Raw genomic sequence first — 18,648 nt, forward strand, 5'->3', positions numbered from 1 at the left:
ATTCACAACTTATACATTCACCATTCTCTTAAAACTGGTATCCGTCGTTCAGCAATTTTCCTTGGCTGTTGGTAATAGCTTCTGCCGGAATAGGGAAAATGTATCGTGCTATACCCGGAACTGGTCCATTATAATACTTATCCCAATCTTTCGTAATCCAATCTTGATAAGTAGTTGCTGTTGGTTTTAAGCTAGCCAAAAAGGATACTCTTGTCCAAGACGCATCTGGTACACCAACATATTTACGGCTTGGGTTCAATACTTTGAAATTGCCACTTGCATCTCTTTTCCAGTACATATAATCTGGCAATTCTGAGTATTTCCCCGTACCAGTCAATGCGGCATCGCCCATTTCCTTGATAGCAGTTACGGTTTCTTGTGACTTCTTCGCATATAAATTCCAGCGAATCAATTCATATTTACGAATCATTTCACCACCAAATTCCCAAGCTCTTTCATTCACAATCGCATTAAAAAATGCTTGCTTACTTCCCGAAATGTTCGTTATATAGCTAGTCACTTTTTCTGGCCAATATTTCGAATCAAAAGCTCTTTGGCGTACTCTTTTTAACGCTTCTTGTGCAATTGAAGTCGGTCCATTGATTTCATTTTCTGCTTCAGCCAACATCAATAATACATCTGAATAACGCAACATTGGCCAGTTGATACCCGTACCTTTAGCCGTAGATGCACCCGGAGCTTTATCCAAGAACCAACGACTCCATTTTCCTTGAGCAATGTTCATTGAACTGTTTACAAAAATGGCTTGACCGCTAGTATTGATTTTGTATAAGGCACAAGTTACATCGCGACGAATGTCAAGGGTATCAAAAGAGAAATAGTAAGTAGGAGGAATAGCCATATAATTACTACCTGACCCATAACTATGTGCAGCCGTTGTACCACCATCTACCGTAATACCTATGTTCCAGCCTACATCGCCATTGCCATTGGCGAAGGGTACTTCAAATAAAATATCGCTGTTGGTTGGTGTTACAAACTTAGATTCATTCAAAAATACTTGTCTGTAATCGGTAGGCAAAGGGCGGTCTTTTAGCGTAATTAATTTTTCAGAGTACTCTTTTGCAATTTTATAATAGTCTAAGTAATCTGACTTACGTTCCATTGCCAAGGCAGGAGTAAGGTAATAACCTCCTCTTTGTAAGGCTAAACGAGCAATCATCCCTAAGGTATATTCACGGTTGATTTGCTCGATTCCGTAACTAGTTTGGTCAGCCCACGACATCTTTCCTTCAATATCAATCAAATCTTTAATAACCTGCGTTAAAATTACATTGCGGTCTTCTTTCGGTAAAAAGAAATCATTACCAGCTTTAGGTGCCTGACGCACGTTTGGCACATCGCCAAAATAAAATGTTAACATACTATACCAATAAGCACGCATAGTATACGCCTCACCAAGCATGTTATACATTTTTTTAGAAGTAGCAATATCAGTAGAATTTAATGCAGAACTAGCTTCGATGCCTTCGATAGCAACATTACAGTTTCTGATAGCAGTATAGGCCGCATTCCACATAATACGCAAGTCAGCATTGGTGGCAACAGCAGTTAAATCCCAAATTTGATAACGGTCTGCCGTGCTTGACCAACCACTTTGGTGCTCGATGTCGGTATTCCCCGTCATATTGTTCGAAAGTCTTGAACGAAAAGCATCTTGTCCGAAAGACTCGTAGATGGCATTTACTCCTTTGCGGGCATCATCTACGTTTGAATAAATATAGTTTGTATCGAAAGTTGATAGAGAATCTGGTTCTAAAAAGTCTTTGCAGGATGTCATAAACATAGACAGTACCGCGAGAATTACTAATTTCTTTTTCATAATTATTGACATTAACTGTTCGTAAAAACGTTCAGTGATTGATGTTGATTACCACTATTAGAATAAGTGTTACAATTCATTAAAAAGTAATATTTACTCCGAAAGTATAAGAACGGCTTCTAGGGAAAGATGAATAATCTACGCCTGGTGTTAGGCCTGAATACGTACTTCTTGTTGTACTTACCTCAGGGTCATAACCAGTGTATTTCGTCCATAGATAAAGGTTATTACCCGTTGCATAAACTCTTAATTGCGACATACCAAGTTTTGCAATCCATTTTTTAGGTAAAGAATATCCAATGTTCAAGTTGTTCAAACGAATGAAAGAACCATCTTCTACAGCCCAGTCGCTCATTACTGCCTGAGCGTCACCGAAGCCTAGAGGTGACCATATCGTTTTGTTAGCATTTAGTTCTGCCAATTGATTTAAGTCTGTTACGATTTCACCCGGAGTTCCTGTATATTTCCCATCAACGTCAAGGTAAGTGAAACGATTATCGATGCTCATGTCGGTCGTTAAGTTACCGTAAGTAACACGACGGAATTGATTGTACTGAATTTTTCCTGTGTTGTACACACTGTTACCATACGACCAGTTGAAGAATATAGAAGCATCAAGACCTTTATAGCGACCATTGAAACCAAAACCACCCTGCGCTTTTGGAAGCGTATTACCGATTACCTTTCGGTCTAAGCTATTAATGACGCCATCGCCGTTAAGGTCTTTTAGTTTCATGAAGCCCGGTCTGATAGCGGTATTACCAGTAGTTGATGTAGAGTTGGTCACGCCTTCTTTTAAGATATATTTTTTTGTGGCAGGGTCATAACTTGAAAAGTCATTGGTTGTATAAAAGCCATCTGATACGTAGCCATAAATATCACCCAATGTTCCACCTACTTTTACATAAAAGTCATCTTGTTCTCTTAAGTCAGTACTTGCCCAGTTTGATTGGAAGAAACGTTCAGTAGTACCATCCAATGCTTCTACTTTTGCTCTGTTTATACCAAAGTTGAAATTGGCAGAGAAAGAAACATCAGCTTTGTCGATGATATATCCAGTAAGCGATAGCTCGATACCTTTGTTTGACGTACTACCCACATTGTTCCATTGTTTGGTAAAGCCAGAACTTGATGGAATCGCTGATTGAAGTAATAAATCTTTCGTAGTATTTTGGTATAAATCCAAACTACCTACAATGCGTTGTTTGAAGAAAGCGAAGTCAAGCCCTAAGTTTTTGTTGATAGTCGTTTCCCACACCAAATTAGGGTTGTACAAAGTAGTTCCAGTCGGTGTGTAATAAACGTTATCAACATTACCAAAACCAGGTCCACGGAGCGTAGTAGCCTCAAACAATAATTTTGTAGCAGTAGCATCGATACGGTCGTTACCTGTAGCACCATAACTTGCACGGATTTTCAACTCGTCTAATCCTTTTATTTGTTTGAACAATTTAGTTTCCGACAGTTTCCAGCCTAATGCCAACGCAGGGAATAAACCTACACGATTTTCAGCACTGAATTTACTTGAAGCATCTGCTCTAAAAGTAATCGCTGCCAAATAACGATCTTTGAATTGGTAGTTGATACGACCAAATCCAGAAACACGATTGATATCAGTATTTTCTGTAGTATACTGACGGTCTGTACGACCGAAAGACATATTGGCAAAAAGTTCTTCTGGCGTAATAGATGCTCTAAAGTCTTCTGTACGAATAAAGCTTTGATTTCCACCTATTGCGTAAACCTCGTGACCCAATAAAAAGTCAAGTTTATGTGCACCCAAACTTGGCATTTGGTAGCTTAATGTGTTCAACCAACGGAAAGAATCGTTTTCATTCACCGTTTTTTCTCCGATAGGTAAGCTACTACCATTGTTGAAAGACTCGCCTGTTAATGGGCCATAGTATCGTAAAGATTTGTCAAATTGTTTCGAACCAGTAATAGTTGATTTTAAATTAAGGTCTTTAAGAATTGCCCAGCTCAAACCTGCGTTAAAAACATAGTCTTGTGTAGTTTTTTTACGCCAATCTTGCGATACTAATTTTTTAGGGTTAACAAGTGCTAAAAGGAAAGACGCAAAGTCGTCGTCAGTACCTGCCGTACTTAAATCAATATCCAATTGGTCAGCAATACCGTTTGTTGGTCTTGTCTGAACGGCATCTTTGATGTTCAACTGAGCCGAACCAGAAGTACCAGCACCATCGATTACGGTATTTGTAACACGGGTAGAAGCATCAAACTTTAATTTCTTAGAAATAGTTTGGTTGATTTTAAAGTTGATAACATTACGAGTATAACCTGAGCCCGTCAAAAGACCTTGGTCAGTATTGTTAGTTAAACTCAAGCTCATCGTAGTATTTTCGTTACCACCGCTAATGCTTAAGTTATGCGACTGTGTAGTACGTGGCGCGCCAAAAAGTTCGTCTTGCCAGTTTGTACCTTTTTGATTTTGATACAAATCGTAGTCACCATATTTTCCAAAAAACTTCTCCATGTTGGCAACATCAGTAGTAGTCTTCAGTTTGGCTCTTTCATAGTTTACCAAAACGTATTCATAAGGCGAAAGCACTTTGTAGGCTCTGTCAGAAGGCAAAGTTTTAAACTGCATAAAACCATTGTATGATACCGTAGTACGACCTGGACGAGGCTTTTTAGTAGTAATAACTACTACACCATTAGAAGCCTGAGCACCATAAATAGCGGTGGCGGCAGCATCTTTTAGTACGTTAATACTTTCGATATCAGATGGTGGCACATCTTTGATACTACTTACAATAAAACCATCCACCACATATAAAGGCGAATTATCTTGTGTGATAGACCCACCCCCACGCACACGAATAACAACATCAGCATCGGGCGAACCATCGGTAGTTACTACACTTACCCCAGCCATACGGCCAGTCATGGCTTGTGCAGCACTTGTGATAGGAATATTCTTTAAATCTCTTGCAGACATACTCGCTACTGACCCCGTATTGTCTGTTTTCTTCACCAGACCATAACCATCACTTACGACAGCTACTTCGGCCAACATACTGTTGTCTGGTGCAAGCGAAACATTTACTTCTGAGCGACCATCTACGCTTACCTCCTGCGTTTTCATACCAATGAATGAAAATACCAAGACTGCACCTTTTGCCACAGAAATACTGTATTTCCCTGAAGCATCCGTAGTTGTACCAGCAGTAGTACCTTTTACTTTTACCGTTACGCCAGGAAGTGTTTCGCCTGTCTCTGAATCCACCACTTTACCTTTAACAGTAGCGTCGGCGGATATACTCGTCGTGGGCATGGGCAACTCGACTGTGGAGGGTAGGACTACCTTCTCCTCAGTCATGGGCGTTAATATAATGGCGTTGTGTACAACTTTATAACCAATATTGAGCGGCGGTAAAAAACGGCTCAATATGTTTTTTAGGCTTTCATTATTAGCCGTCAAAGTAAGATTGGTGGCTTGTGCGATGCTGTTTTTAGAACTAAAAACAAAAGACACGCCAGATTCTTTCTCAAGTTCTTTGAGAACACCTTTTATTGTGCTGTTTTTGATAGAAACAGTCACGGTTTTGGCTAAAACTTCCTGCGCTTTGGCTTCTTTGGCATAAGATGCCACCATGAAAGCTATAGCAATGGCCAACTGAATGACAGTCATCCTCATGATTTTGAAAAATGTTGTCTTAATAAAATGTTTTTCCATAAATTTGCTTTGTACGATTTTGTGTTTGAAATCTACGTTACTCTTTAATCACCTAGGAAATGATTGGGGTAATTCTTGGGCTTGGGTGCTAGTAACACTTCAAGCCCTTTTTTTACTAATTTGTATTGATTGTTTTTACTTTTCTGAGTACACTACTTGATGAAAAACGTTTGTTTAGGATTACAAACAGCCTTCACCGATAATCGTAATTTCATTGCCTTCTATCTGATAAGTAGCATTGATAGAGCTACAGATAATATCCATAATAACAGGCAAACGTTGGTTGTTGAAATTGGCAAACAATTCACATTTCCGAATGTCCATGTTTGGTGTACGGATGGTCATTCCATATTCTTGTTCTAATCTTGCTAACACCTTATCTAATATTACTTCATCAAAACTCATACTGACAGGTTCCCATAGTTGTCGATGTTTGCTTTTCTCAAGGGTCAAATCATGGGTTTCCAACGTGTTTTCTTCTTTCTGAATCACTACCTGTTGTTGTGGCGTAATGATTACTTGGTTGAAACGTTCGCCATTTTCGGGGTCTTGATATTTTACTTTTACTTTGCCCGTCACTACAGAAACCTCATATTTTACATCTTTAGAAGAAGCTATTACATTAAAACTTGTTCCTAGTACTACCACATTCAACCCTTTGTTTTTCACATAGAAAGGTTGTTCTTTATTCGGTTTTACATCGAAAAAAGCCTCGCCTTCTAAATAGACTTCTCGGGTAGCAGCATTTTTTACAATCTTGTACAGAATTGTCGTAGCTGGATTCAACCACACCTTACTACCGTCTGGAAGCGGTAATTCATGAATGGCTTTAGTAGTATTGGTAAACGATTGCCAAAGTACAAGCTCTTGTTGTGGAACATCTTTGAAACCAACCATTGATTGCATATCCGATTCTTCTTGAGGTAACCAAAACCAACCCCATACCATCAACAAGCTCGCTGCAATAGCCATAACAGACCCAACAAAAGCTTTGCGTTTGAATAAAGGAACGGGCGGTTCTATTACTGCTTGAGATTCGTCTATCTCGTTTTGTAATATATCCCAAATCCTATCTTCCAATTCAGGCTCTTTAACGATGTCTTGCTTATCGTCGAAGGCGTTGTACCAATCCAGCAGTTTTTTGATTTCATCAGGAGTATATTTTTGTCGGAGCGAATTGATGATTTCATCATCATCCTTGAATTCACCTTGGTTCATGTTTATTTTTATTTTTTATTAATAAAATACTATTTACTCCTTAACCTAGATGTCGGTCATGAGAAACAGTTCCACTACTTGAATATGATTTTTTGTTAAAATAATTTTAAAAAATGAAGAAAAGGAAAGGAAACAGCATATTTGGGCTGATAAATTCAGCCATGCGAGACTTCAATAAGCGTAAAGCTTTGGCGATATGATTTTCTACGGTATTTTCTGAAATACCCAATTGAATAGCAATTTCTTTCTGAGGTACGCCTGCTCTGCTTAATAAGAATACCTCACGGCATCTTTCAGGTAATACCACAAGGTTTTCTTGATACAAACGCATGGCATCAGCATAAAGAATATTCTCTTCGGTAATATTAGAGCTCTGGTCGATGTGTAATTGATAATCCAGAAAATTTTGTTTGACAGTATGGTGATCAAGGGCATCTAAAATCCTGTACTTTACACTACGCATGAGGTAGTTGGGGAGGGAGTCAATCTGAATTTTCTGACGATTGAGCCAAAGGTTCAAAAACAAATCATGGATAATATCCTCGGTTTGTTGGCTGTCGTACAGCCTACGTTTAGCTAACGCATGGAGCTTTTGGAAGTATCTTCTGTAAATTTCCTCAAAAGCAGCTTCATTGTCTTCCAGCAAAAGACCTAGTAATTCTGTATCACTTGAAGCTTTGAGGGGTCTGTACATAAGAAAAGTAATAATTATTATTAAAAAAATTATTTTCAAAAGTAGGATTAAGCAATTAGAATATCCAATGTTTTAGCTTAATTTTTTACGCAATCGTTCCCGACAACGTTTCCATATCATAATTTTAGCAACTTACACACTCATATTTATTCGCAAAATCGTCCAAAAAGAAATACATCTTGTCTTATAAATAATACACAACCAATGAAATGGGCTTTATTAACAAACCTTAAAATAATTGTTAAGCCAGATGCAAAACAAATAGTACTACAAAATACAGCTTATGAACAAATGGTAATTATTGAAAGAAAAGTGGGCATAATATTGTAAATTCTACATTTATTCAACATATTTAGCATCCAAACAATATTTACAGGCTCCAAAACTATATTTGGGGTTCTTTGATATAATTCAGCAAGACTAGAATAAACCGCCAACCCAACATTCAATGTTTGATAGTACCGCTGTTAATTTAGAGATTTTAAAACAACGTGCATACAATTTAAGATGGGCAACTGTGCCACAAGGCGTTATTCCCCTTACAGCAGCTGACCCAGATTTTCCGAGTGCTCCAGAAATTGCGGAGGCTATTACGCGTTTTGTAAAAGACCGTTATTTATGTTATGGCCCGCCTGATGGCCTACCAGATTTTAAAGAAAGCGTAGCTACTTTTTTTCAGGATAAAAGGAATATACCTGCCAAGCCAGCCTATATTTTTCCAGTGGATAGTGCCGCTTTTGGTATTTTTGTGATATGTCAGGCTTTTCTATCGCCCAATGATGAAGCCATTATATTTGACCCTGTCGATTTCCTTTTCAGATATTCTGTAGAAACAGTAGGAGGAAAGGCAGTTTCTTTTGCCATTCCTGCGGGTACAGAAAAGGTTGATTTTGAAGAACTCGAGCAATTAATTACACCCAAAACACGCTTAATTTGTTTGTGTAATCCGCTTAACCCAACGGGGAAAGTGTTTACCAGAGAAGAACTACTGCAACTAGGAAATATTGCTTGCAAACACAATTTGATTATTTTGTCAGATGAAATTTGGAGTGATATTATTTACAATCCACATACCTACACAAGCATAGCATCACTTGATGAAGCTATTCGGGAACGAACTGTAACCGTTACTGGTTATAGTAAATCATACGGTTTAGCTGGTTTACGGATAGGCTCGGTGATGGCCTCCAATCAGGCACATTTTGATAAACTTATCAAAGTGTCATTACACCAATCTACCGTACATGGAGCCAATGTAATTGGACAAATAGCAGCTACTACCGCCTTGAATGAATGCGACTATTGGTTGAAAGCCTTTGTTGAACATCTACACCACATGAAACAACTTTGTGTAACAGAACTCAACAGCATGAAAGGTGTAAGCTGTATTGCTCCCGAAGGGTGTTATGTAGCTTTTGCTAATATTACAAGAACAGGCAAAACAAGCAAGGAAATTCATGAGTTACTTTTGAATGAAGCCAAAGTTGCCGTTGTTCCTGGACTAAAAGAATGGTTCGGTGCAGGTGCAGATGGATACATTCGTTTGAGTTTTGCTACATCAAATGAAATCCTTACTCAAGCACTCACACAAACTAAAATAGTATTAAACGCATTATGAAAGTAGTAATTATTGGCGGAGGAGTTGCAGGCCTAACACTGGGACTCTTACTCAGAAAAAATAATATAAATGTTGTTGTAAACGAGAAGTTTAAGCAAATGACTACCCGTGGACATGCATTTTTAATGCACATAGATGGATGGTCTATTTTAAATGAATTAAATGCCAATACTGAAATCAATCTACCCGGAGAAGAAATCGGGGCTTTTAGTTTAAATAAGCAAGATGGAAGACAAGTAAAGAAGCAAAAACTGAATCTTTGGCGTTGTATTAAACGCAAAGACTTGATACAGTTTTTGTACGATTTGTTTCCGAAAGAACAACTAAAAACAGGAAGAATATTCTCTCATTTTATTTATGAAAACGGCAAAGCTGTGGCTGCTTATTTCACCAATGGCGAAATAGAATATGGTGATGTTTTTGTAGGAGCGGACGGCGGAAACTCAGAAGTGCGGGAAGCAATCTTAGGGGCTGTCAATTATACGCCCGTGGAAGTGAAGGAAGTGGTAGGGATTTGTACAAATGAAAAACTGGGAACTTCGCACCAAAATATATTCACAAAATACCAGAGTTGTAACCGTGGACTAAGCTTTGGGATGATTCCTGTCTCGGAAAAAGACTTTGTTTGGTTTATGCAATATAGCGTGGCTGAGGCAGATTGTGACCAAGGTTGTACGCCCGATGAACTCAAAGCATTTTGTAATTACCAATTGGCTGATTTCCCACCAGTAGTAACAGAATTATTATCTACAAATGATTTCAGCACGAGTTATATCTGGAATACCCGTGATTTTGGGTTACTTCCTAAATTCCATGCTGATAATGTCGTGTTGATTGGAGATGCTGCCCATTTGGCTTTGCCTTTTACTAGTGCAGGAACAACCAATGCTATCTTGGATGCTAAAAAACTGACTGAAAAGCTATTATCATTGAATAATCTTGAAGAGGCTTTTCAGGCATATTATGATGAGCGTAAGGATGACATTAAGAAACATATCTATTTAGGTAGAGAGCTAAAAGAACTGTTTTTGAATCCTCTCAATGTAGATGGAGATAAGATGGTAGTGCCGTTGATTACCAAAAAACAAGATAGAGATGCACATACCGAAAAACTAATAGATATTCAATATTTCACCGACCCTGTCTGTTCTACTTGTTGGGTAGTGCAGCCATTGCTCAGAAAGTTGAAATTAGAGTATGGAGCCTATATACAGATTGATTATCGCATGGGAGGGCTACTACCGTCGTGGGATGAATACGAACGTGGCCCTATTACCAAACCTTCGGATGTGGCGCCACATTGGGAAGAAGTATGTATGATTCATGGTATCCCACTTGATGGAGATATTTGGATTGAAGACCCACTACCGTCTTCTTATCCACCTTCTATTGCTTTCAAAGCTGCCCAGATGCAGGATGCAGATTTAGCATTGTTATTCCTGAGACGTATTAAAGAAATGTTGTTTCTTGAAAAGAAAAACATTGTTGATATGGCTTATCTGGAAAAGGCAGCTTTTGACGTAGGATTAGATTCTGCGCGTTTTGTGTATGATTATGAAAATAAAGCACAAGAAGCATTTAAAGAAGATTTGATTTTAGCCCAGAATATGCAGGTGGGGGTATTGCCAACGCTTATCTTTAGAAATCTTGAAAATGAACAAATCATCAGTAAAGATTATCAAGAATATGAATATTTAGAAGGCATTATCCATCAATTGGTGCCTCATGCACAGAAAAGGACGTTTGATACCGACCCGATATTCTTGTTTACCAATTTCTCGACGATGACGAGTAAAGAGTTTTCGTTTTTAAGCAGTACTTCTATGGAAGAAACTAATGGTACATTAGCAGACTTATTTGAAAAAGGATTTATCGATAAATATGAAAGCAAAAACGGAATAATTTGGAAAAGTAAATTGGCAAATTATTAGTGAAAAAATATTGAAAAAGGGGTCAAAAAACTAGTTTTTTGACCCCTTTTTGCTTTTGTTGGAGTTATTTAGAAACGCGGAGTACACTAGCTTAAACGAATCAAATATTTAACTATTTGGGAACACATTACTGATGTCTATGTGTATAAACTGAAAGCCGATGACCGATAGCTGACGCCTCACCACTCACAACTCTTCCCTAAACCCCAAACTGACTAAGGTGATGGTCAAGGTGTTTATAAAACATATTGTTCCATTCTTGGATGGTTAATACTCCGAACGAGTGTGATTCTTTGCCATTGAAATAGTTTTCGCCTAAGGACAATGTTTTATTGATATGGTCTTTCAAACGAGTTTTTTCTGCTTCAAAATCTTTTGATTCTTTGATGATGAATATTGGTGCAGTAGGACTATTTTTCTTGTATGGTTTTTCGCTAACAACGGTGTTTTTAACCATCAGCTTCAAAATAGTCTTCATGAAAAAATTAGGCTTTGGGTATTTGTCTTCATATACAAGTTCGTAGGTAACATTGCAATGAGCCAACATTTGCCCAACATTCATTTTACCCCAAAGAGGAACGGAATCGGGACTTAATTTGTCGATGCGTGCTAGAAGCTCGGCAGTTTCTGTTTGGTTAAATACACTTTTCATAATCTGTCAATTAATTTAGGATGGTTTACTTTTCGATTTTATAAAGATATGAAAAATAGCCAAATTGACAGGTTATTTTAAAATTAAGATTTCGTTGGTAAATAAGAGTAATTCGCTCAAATAGAATTACTTACTAACTTTGCTGAGCATTCTGTTTATTATTCCTTTGCAGTATCTTGTTGGACTTCGCTTTTATGGATTTCATCAATATACTGCATTTTTAAATAATCATAGAAAGTGTGTTTGCTCATCAAATTGGCAATTAAACTAGCCAGAAGCGTTGCGAGCATGATATAAAAAATAATATTGTGACTATTGGTCATCTCAATGACAAGGATAGATGATGTAAAGGGGCTTCTGGTAACACCCGTTAGGAAGCCACCCATACCGCATAAAACCATCAAATTAGTTTCGGTTGCTGACAAATGCAACCAACCTGCCATCACCGCGCCAATGCTTGCTCCTGCACTTAGGGCTGGTGCAAAAACGCCACCTGACCCTCCTACAGAAAACGATACAATTGGACCAATAATTCTTAAAATAGGCATATACCATTCCAAATGTTTGTCGTTGCTAAACAAAGTACTCACCATGATTTCTTTACCTGAACCAAATGTTCTGTTATCAATAAAGTAACCCATACCAGCAATAATTAGCCCACAAGCAATGATGTAAATTACTTTCTGGTAATTGTGGGTTAGGGTATTTTTTTTTCTAAAAACAAACAAAATAATATTACTCATTCCACAACCTGTAAAGCCTGTAATGATTGCTAGGGGTACAATTGAAGCGATAATCCAAGTAGAAATATTATTTAAAGCAGGATAACCCAAATAAAGATATGGCCCTAAAAAGTGCAATGCCGTAAGCCCTGCGATGATAACTCCTGTTAACAAAGCGGACTTAAAAAGACTAAAATGCGTTTTGGTAAGTTCTTCAATAGCAAATACGATACCGCCCAAAGGAGTATTAAAGGCCGCCGCAAGCCCAGAGGCCGCCCCTGTTACAATCATATTCCTTTTTGATATTTTGGGATACCAATCAGGTAGAAAGTCATTGATTTTTTTGAAGATTGAAGCTGAGATTTGAATAGTAGGGCCTTCTCTACCTACTACGCCACCACCCAAAACCATAATTAAACTAGAAATGATTTTGATGAGAATGACTTTTAGGCTTAGTAAGCTATCTACTTTGTAATAATGTTTTGGGTTAGCTAATTCAATAGCGGCACTTACTTGAGGAATACCACTTCCTCTAGAAAAAGGAGCAAACTTGATAACCAACCACCATGCTACCAAAAAGCAAATAGGCGTAATAATAAAGAATGACCAGCCTGCATGATGAAATAGAAAATGTGTGCCAGCCTCTACCAATGAAAATAACTTAGCATATAATACAGCAATGATTCCTGTGATAAATGCACCTAACCAAAATGGTAAAGCATTTAAAATGTCCTTTTGTAATTTTTTGTTATGGATAGCATCAAACCATGATTTGAGTCGATAACGTAAAAAGCTAAAAAATCTCATACCTGTAATTATTTTAAAAGGCTATAAACATACAAATTTACAGCCTTTTTGAAAGAATATATAAGTACAAATACGCATATAAACGTATAATGTTAGCTTTCTTCTAAAAAATGATATTGAAAAGTCAATCAAATATAAAATAATACTAAATACTAGGTACTACTTCTGTTACCATTTCAAGACCATTCTTATCATAATATACGCAAGTCATTTTTTTCATATCAAGTGTCCATTTTTCAACACCTGCTTCTGCTGATTGCCTACAGAATGTTAGGTAATCGGTTTCCCCAGCTTGATGGATTTTTAAAGCATTTTTTAAGGCTTCAATATTACCTGTGAGAGATATTTCCAAAAGTGCATATTTGGCTTCAGATTGAATTTGAAAGTTATCTTTTCCATAGTATTTTGAGTGACCATCACAAACGTAATGGTCGTAACCAATTAAGCCTAAATCAATAAGATTCTGAACATACTGTGGGAAATCTGCTCCGCTTTTTACTTTTGAGTGAGTCTCTTTAATTTGATCGATTGTAAACATGTCTTTTTGCGTTTAAATGTGATGCAAATTTGGCAGTTTCCCTTGGCTTGAAATTGTAAAAAATCGTTTACTTATTATTCTTTTTGATAAATTTTTCAGGCGTTTCACCAGTAAAATATTTAAAGTCTTTGATAAAATGTGCTTGGTCGAAATAGTTGTTTTCAAAACATATTTCGGTCATAGATTTTACCTGATTTAGGCTATCTAATACTGCATGAAACCTGACAATAGCAGCAAATTTCTTGGGAGATGTACCAACCAACTGTCTGAAACGTTTTTCAAAGGGACTTTGGCTGATACAAAGTATTTCGGACAATGCTTTTATTTTAATATTACCTTTTGAATGATAGATATACTGGATGGCTTTTATCACTAGTTTGTCATCTTTTTTTTCGATGATTCTAGCCAGTAAGAATTGCTCGATGATATAGATTCTGTATTCATCAGTTTCGGCAGTACTCAAAGCTTCTTCAACTTTTTCCAAATCGTACCGATTGATAAAATGTTCAAGCGAAACACTTTCAGCATATAATTCGTTGATGGGCGTTTTTAAGAAATAAGATGCACCGATTTCATTAAAAAATACTAATATAGACCCAATGTTTGGATTACTTTTGAAAACCCTGAAACCATCTTGCAAACCCGTAATGCCCGTGTTAGATAAAGGGTTTTCTCCGTCTTTGGTAATATAAGCCAGACGCCCTCTGTATTGAAAACCCATCACTAGCCCAGTAGAAGGAAAAACCTTATAGGTTTGCTCTTCTGAGGCTTCAGAAATGACCAAATGTTTGATGTATGGTTTCAGTAAAGGAGAGGGAAATACCTTTTCAAATTTCATATTTTCAATAGATTAAGCATCGAAGTCAATACATTGTTAGTGTTTATCTTTTTTCAAATCATTAGATTTATCATGTACTTATCTTTATATACATAATTAAACGTTTGGATGTTACCACACAGATATTTACAATGGCAAAACTAACATTTCATCATCATAAACTATGACTAAAGCCTACAATGCATGAAGAGAAATTACACTATCATGCTTAATTTACGTGTTGAAATTTATTGAATATATTTTCCTTTGCTTCAGAAATGCTAAAAAATATAAAAATGATTCGTTTAGGCTTGTTGTGTAGCTTAGTGTTGGCAAGCTTACATGGCTTTTCTCAAAAAGATACCACGATAACTGTTAAAGTTTTGGGAGGACTCCAATTCGACTTACCTCGATTTGCGGTACAACCTAATACCCGATTGACGATAATATTGGATAACCATGATGACATGGCGCATAACATGGTAGTAACCAAACCAAATGCCAGATTGAAAGTGGTAGAGGAGGCCTTAAAACTAGGGGATAAAGGTGCGAGCATGGACTATGTACCCAATTCATCCTTAATTATTGCGAATACCAAAATCGTAGAACCAGGTAGAATAGATACCATTACTTTTTTATTGGAAAAAGAAGGTATTTACCCGTATGTATGTACTTATCCAGGGCATGGCTTTGTCATGTACGGAGCTATTTATGCAACCACTAAGGCACTGCCTCCTTTGGAAAAAGACATTAATGTACCTGATGCCCAGCGACAAAAGATTGCAACAGTAGTCAGTCACGAAGGGCATCACATGGAAATGCCTTCACCACATCCATTCGCTTTAAAATATCCATTGTTGTATAGAACGTTTATGCCAGATTGTGGCCCAGCGGCTATTGCAGTAGGCTTGACAGCGACAGAATCCTATTGTTTTGATGCAGGAAAGTGTTATCTAAGGTATGCTTGGTCGGGTGGATTTGTGGATAACTCAGAGCAATGGAAAGGTAATGGAAGTAAATTAACCAAAGTAGTTGGTGAAATATATTGGCGAGATAAAACCACTTTCCCTTTCAGAATAGGCAATGTTAAAACTATTCCACAGGTTGATTTCAAAGGGTATAAGCTTACAAAAAGACTACCCACTTTTAAATATACTTTAGATAAAGTAGAAGTGACTGAAACCATCCGATTGAGCGGTGATGGTAAAACCTTGATAAGAGATTTTACGTTTAAGAACAATAAACAAATAGTTTACTTTTTAGTAAATACTGATGATGGCATCGTTTACCAAAGTAAGCAAGGTAAATTCAATAAAGGCATACTCAGGATTCCTGCCAATGTACAACGTCTTAGTATTTCCATGAAAAAATGAAAAATATCAATCGTCTTCACAACACAATAGAATACAGTAGTCGGATAAGAATCCATTTTAGCTGGATTTTTTGTTTACTACTTTTTACTACAAGCCTTTCAGCACAAGTTCCTGTGCCCAAAGATTCGGCGGCTAATTATTATGAAGTAGAAAACATTCCCTTGCCTGATGGCTTGGTAGCAGAAACAGGTGCGATAGGTTTTATGCCCGACGGGCGTTTTGTAGCCTGTTTTCACCGTGGCGAGGTAATGATGTATAACCAGAAGACTAAGGAATGGAAAATGTTTGCTGAAGGCTTACATGAACCATTGGGGATGATGGTGATTAATAATCACGAAATGTTAATCATGCAACGTCCAGAACTTACTAGGGTAAAAGATACCGATGGTGATGGCGTGGCGGATGAATACCAAACAGTAACGGATGACTTTGGAATGTCGGGCAATTATCATGAATTTGCTTTTGGTCCTATAGCTGATAAACAAGGTAATTTGTTTATTGCCCTAAATTTGGCGTCTAACGGAGCAGGTATCAGAAATGAAATTCGTGGTAAATACGATTCCCTTTCTCGTCCAGGCCGTATGTATTCTTGTGTGCCTTACCGTGGTTGGATTATGAAATTGGGGAAAGATGGCGTATTGAAACCGTATGCAGTTGGTTTCCGTTCGCCTAATGGTTTGGGTTTTGATGCCCAAGGGCGACTGTTGGTATCTGATAACCAAGGTGACTGGTTGGGAACTAGTAAATTGTATCATGTAGAAGAAGGTAAATTTTATGGACATCCTGCTGGGTTAATCTGGAAAGAAGATTTCCCACGAGTAGTACCAATTAATTTACCAGTTGCCAAACTAGATAGTATGCGGGTAAAAGAATCAATTCAGTTTCCACATGGCTATTTTGCTAACTCGCCTACACAACCAATACTAGAAAATACAGGAGGGAAATTTGGAATGTTTGGCGGACAAATGTTGATTGGCGATATGGATCATAAATATGTGATTCGCTTATTGATGGAAGAAGTTGGTGGTGCCATGCAGGGAGCTTGTATTCCATTGAATTTTAGCTCAAAAATGAGAATAGGTAACAATCGCTTGGCTTTTGCGCCAGACGGAAGCCTATGGGTGGGTCAGAACGACCACGGCTGGGTAGGAGCAAGGGGTATTCAACGCATTACGTGGAAAGGCAAAAATCACTTGGATATTATGGCGATGAACTTGACCAAAACAGGTTTTGACTTGACATTCTCTTTACCACTCGACCCTGCCAAAGCGCAAGAGTTACTTAATTATAAATTCCGACGTTTTTATTACGAGTACCATCAGGCTTATGGTTCAAAACAGTTTGATGTACAAAATGTACCCGTAAAATCAATCAAAGTTTCAGCAGATGGTAAAAAGGTGTCTTTGGAATTAGCAGAATTAAAAGCTGGATATATATATGAACTGAAAACAGGTGATTTACAAACTAGCGATGGCAAATACCTTTTCAATAATATAATTTGCTATACGTTGAATCAGTTGAAATAATCAAAAGGAGAGAAACAAGCTATCCGAATTCTAAACTTATTTACAATTCGGATAGCTTGTTTAATATAAGGTCAATTCTTTGTTCAGTAGTAAAATCGCCTCGTATTGCTAAAGTTGGACTAGTAGTTTGCTGTAACCAATTTTCATGTGCATTCAATGTTCTGGTAGCAATGCCCGTATGATTGTCGTAGTCGGCTGCCCAAGCCATAAAATCGTTGTATTGTTTTATTCTAGCAGGTTCGGTATAAATAATATTTCCATACCGACTAAACTCTCTTTCTTTAAGTCTTTCCATCCTAATATGCGGAGGTACCCACAAGAAAACGATTAAATCAAAGTTTGGAAAAATATCTCCCCAACTGATTATCGAACCACCCAGAATCCAATCTTTGGCTTGTTCAATATCTTTTTTTATCATCAAAGTCCTGTCGGTTGGATTCCTCCTGACGGTAAACGGAGGGTCTGACTTTTCCCAATAATATTCATCACTATCAAAATAAGGAATATTCAGTTGGTTGGATAGTGCATTCCCTAGCGTAGTTACGCCACTAGACGATGCTCCAAAAATGTGGATTTTCATTTTAAAGAGAGATTAATTACTAAACTCGTAGCACAATAGCATCAGTTTTTCTTCCTGATTCGGGAAAGAATACATTTCTTGATAACTCAATCCTATTTTCTGTAAAAGTCTTTTAGAATGCTCGTTTTCGGGCATCGTTATGCCATAAACCCGTGGTAACTTTAAGGTGTCTTTGGCATAAGTAATAATAGCATCTGCAATTTCAAAAGCATAACCTTTGCCTGTGAACTCAGGTAAAAAGGCAAAACCAATATCAGGGCAATCCAGATTATCTCTTTTAATTAATCCACACATTCCAATAGGTGTTAAGCCGTCTTTTGTGACTACTAAGCTCAATCCATAACCATTTTCAGCATAGCTTTTTATTGGTCCATTCAATAAATATGTTTTTGCATCCTCTTCAGTACGAACATTTTTGTCGCCAATAAAGGCTAACCAGCCTTCAGTATTTAATAATTCAATGACAAATTGGGTATCGTCAAGGGTGTATTCTCTTAAAATGAGCCTTTCAGTTGCTAGAATTTTGTTCATGTTGATAGAAGAAGAGATATTTTAGTTGATTGTTATGCAGACAAAATTAATACATTATTTAAATGAATAATTGATTGAGGATGATTCTCATTATATTTACC

The 18,648-nt window shown here is 37.3% G+C and carries 15 protein-coding genes; 5 read left to right on the top strand and 10 right to left on the bottom strand.

Going from position 1 to position 18,648, the window contains the following annotated elements:
- Positions 1–28: 28 nt before the first annotated feature.
- From J2Y60_RS03305 to J2Y60_RS03320, 4 genes are all read right to left on the bottom strand, one after another.
- Positions 29–1,843 (bottom strand): RagB/SusD family nutrient uptake outer membrane protein, encoded by a 1,815-nt coding sequence (locus tag J2Y60_RS03305; RefSeq protein ID WP_309913242.1) that lies wholly within the window; start codon positions 1,841–1,843, stop codon positions 29–31.
- 79 nt (positions 1,844–1,922) lie between these two features.
- Complete coding sequence (locus J2Y60_RS03310) at positions 1,923–5,540, bottom strand: TonB-dependent receptor (RefSeq protein WP_309913245.1); 3,618 nt, start codon at positions 5,538–5,540, stop codon at positions 1,923–1,925.
- 180 nt (positions 5,541–5,720) lie between these two features.
- Positions 5,721–6,758, bottom strand: coding sequence for a FecR family protein (locus J2Y60_RS03315; protein WP_309913248.1), 1,038 nt, complete (start codon positions 6,756–6,758; stop codon positions 5,721–5,723).
- Positions 6,759–6,864: 106 nt separating this feature from the next.
- Complete coding sequence (locus J2Y60_RS03320; RefSeq protein WP_309913250.1) at positions 6,865–7,452, bottom strand: RNA polymerase sigma-70 factor; 588 nt, start codon at positions 7,450–7,452, stop codon at positions 6,865–6,867.
- Positions 7,453–7,656: 204 nt separating this feature from the next.
- Between J2Y60_RS03320 and J2Y60_RS03325 the strand changes: the two genes are divergently transcribed.
- The 3 genes from J2Y60_RS03325 to J2Y60_RS03335 all read left to right on the top strand — a co-directional run bounded on the left by J2Y60_RS03325 (position 7,657) and on the right by J2Y60_RS03335 (position 11,001).
- The gene (locus tag J2Y60_RS03325) at positions 7,657–7,782 is read left to right on the top strand and encodes a hypothetical protein (protein WP_309994545.1); all 126 of its coding nucleotides are present in this window, start codon (positions 7,657–7,659) and stop codon (positions 7,780–7,782) included.
- Positions 7,783–7,900: 118 nt separating this feature from the next.
- Positions 7,901–9,070 (top strand): pyridoxal phosphate-dependent aminotransferase, encoded by a 1,170-nt coding sequence (locus J2Y60_RS03330; protein ID WP_309913253.1) that lies wholly within the window; start codon positions 7,901–7,903, stop codon positions 9,068–9,070.
- Positions 9,067–11,001, top strand: a complete 1,935-nt coding sequence (locus J2Y60_RS03335; RefSeq protein ID WP_309913255.1) for a DsbA family protein — start codon at positions 9,067–9,069, stop codon at positions 10,999–11,001. The genes J2Y60_RS03330 and J2Y60_RS03335 overlap by 4 nt, the downstream gene beginning before the upstream one ends.
- 199 nt (positions 11,002–11,200) lie before the next feature.
- Here J2Y60_RS03335 and J2Y60_RS03340 read toward each other — a convergent pair whose 3' ends face one another.
- The 4 genes from J2Y60_RS03340 to J2Y60_RS03355 form a co-directional block, all read right to left on the bottom strand.
- Entirely contained in the window at positions 11,201–11,653 is a 453-nt protein-coding gene (locus J2Y60_RS03340) for a DUF1569 domain-containing protein (protein ID WP_309913258.1), read from the bottom strand.
- Between the two features lie 158 nt (positions 11,654–11,811).
- Positions 11,812–13,182, bottom strand: coding sequence for a chloride channel protein (locus tag J2Y60_RS03345; protein WP_309913261.1), 1,371 nt, complete (start codon positions 13,180–13,182; stop codon positions 11,812–11,814).
- 145 nt (positions 13,183–13,327) lie between these two features.
- Positions 13,328–13,720, bottom strand: coding sequence for a DUF1398 family protein (locus tag J2Y60_RS03350; RefSeq protein WP_309913265.1), 393 nt, complete (start codon positions 13,718–13,720; stop codon positions 13,328–13,330).
- A 67-nt stretch (positions 13,721–13,787) separates the two neighbouring features.
- Positions 13,788–14,558 (bottom strand): helix-turn-helix domain-containing protein, encoded by a 771-nt coding sequence (locus J2Y60_RS03355; RefSeq protein ID WP_309913268.1) that lies wholly within the window; start codon positions 14,556–14,558, stop codon positions 13,788–13,790.
- A gap of 257 nt (positions 14,559–14,815) precedes the next feature.
- On the opposite strand from J2Y60_RS03355, the gene J2Y60_RS03360 reads away from it, so the two are divergent.
- Together J2Y60_RS03360 and J2Y60_RS03365 are read left to right on the top strand one after the other, a co-directional pair.
- Positions 14,816–15,910 carry a plastocyanin/azurin family copper-binding protein gene (locus J2Y60_RS03360; RefSeq protein ID WP_309913270.1) on the top strand — a complete coding sequence of 365 codons (1,095 nt, stop codon included), beginning with the start codon at positions 14,816–14,818 and terminating at the stop codon, positions 15,908–15,910.
- Entirely contained in the window at positions 15,907–17,436 is a 1,530-nt protein-coding gene (locus J2Y60_RS03365) for a PQQ-dependent sugar dehydrogenase (RefSeq protein WP_309913273.1), read from the top strand. Before J2Y60_RS03360 ends, J2Y60_RS03365 begins: the two co-directional genes overlap by 4 nt.
- A 40-nt stretch (positions 17,437–17,476) precedes the next feature.
- Here J2Y60_RS03365 and J2Y60_RS03370 read toward each other — a convergent pair whose 3' ends face one another.
- Both J2Y60_RS03370 and J2Y60_RS03375 read right to left on the bottom strand, forming a co-directional pair.
- The gene (locus J2Y60_RS03370) at positions 17,477–18,016 is read right to left on the bottom strand and encodes an adenylate kinase (protein ID WP_309913276.1); all 540 of its coding nucleotides are present in this window, start codon (positions 18,014–18,016) and stop codon (positions 17,477–17,479) included.
- A 12-nt stretch (positions 18,017–18,028) separates the two neighbouring features.
- Positions 18,029–18,547 (bottom strand): GNAT family N-acetyltransferase, encoded by a 519-nt coding sequence (locus tag J2Y60_RS03375; RefSeq protein WP_309913279.1) that lies wholly within the window; start codon positions 18,545–18,547, stop codon positions 18,029–18,031.
- Positions 18,548–18,648 lie beyond the last annotated feature (101 nt).

Source organism: Arcicella sp. BE140, assembly GCF_031456255.1.
In the GTDB taxonomy this organism is placed as follows: Bacteria; Bacteroidota; Bacteroidia; order Cytophagales; family Spirosomataceae; genus Arcicella; species Arcicella aquatica.